The organism is Dryocola clanedunensis, from assembly GCF_038405435.1.
Classification (GTDB): Bacteria; Pseudomonadota; Gammaproteobacteria; order Enterobacterales; family Enterobacteriaceae; genus Dryocola; species Dryocola clanedunensis_A.
Genome location: NZ_JBBYHZ010000103.1, coordinates 1 through 651 on the forward strand (window position 1 = coordinate 1; position 651 = coordinate 651).

The following is a 651-nucleotide window of genomic DNA, read 5'->3' on the forward strand; positions in this document are numbered from 1 at the left end:
CGACCCGCCAGGCCATCAGCGAAGGCGTACCGGGCGTGCTCGGTATCCATCTGGAAGGCCCGTACATCGCGCCGGCGCGCAAGGGCACCCATGACGCCAACAAATTCCGCGTGCCCGACGCTGACGAGATCGCGATGGCGGCCTCGCTCGACAACGGCGTGACCCTGTTGACCCTGGCCCCCGAACGGGTGCCGCTGGAGAGCATCCGCGCGCTGGTCGAACGCGGCGTGATCGTGGCCGCCGGGCATACCGCCGCCAGTTACGAAGAAGCGCGCGCCGGTCTGGACGCCGGCATCCGCGGTTTCACCCATCTCTACAACGCGATGTCGCCGTTGACCGGGCGCGAGCCAGGTGCGGTGGGCGCGGCGCTGGAAGACCGCGACAGCTGGATCGGCATCATCGCCGACGGCGTGCACGTGCACCCGGCCAGCCTGCGCGTGGCGCTGGCGGCCAAGCCGCGCGGCAAGGTGATGCTGGTCACCGACGCGATGCCGCCGGTGGGTGCCGACAGCCCCAGCTATGAGCTGTATGGCGAAGTGATCACGGCCGTGGACGGCGTGGTGCGCAATGCCGCCGGTTCGCTGGCGGGCTCGGCGCTGGACATGGCCACGGCGGTGCGCAACGCGGTGCACCTGCTCGGCCTGCCGCTGG

The 651-nt window shown here is 71.0% G+C and carries 1 protein-coding gene; it reads left to right on the top strand.

Annotated elements, in window-relative coordinates; all coding sequences use genetic code 11:
• On the top strand, positions 1-651 hold a 651-nt coding region (locus AAE045_RS23670), incomplete at both ends, for an N-acetylglucosamine-6-phosphate deacetylase (protein ID WP_455549751.1).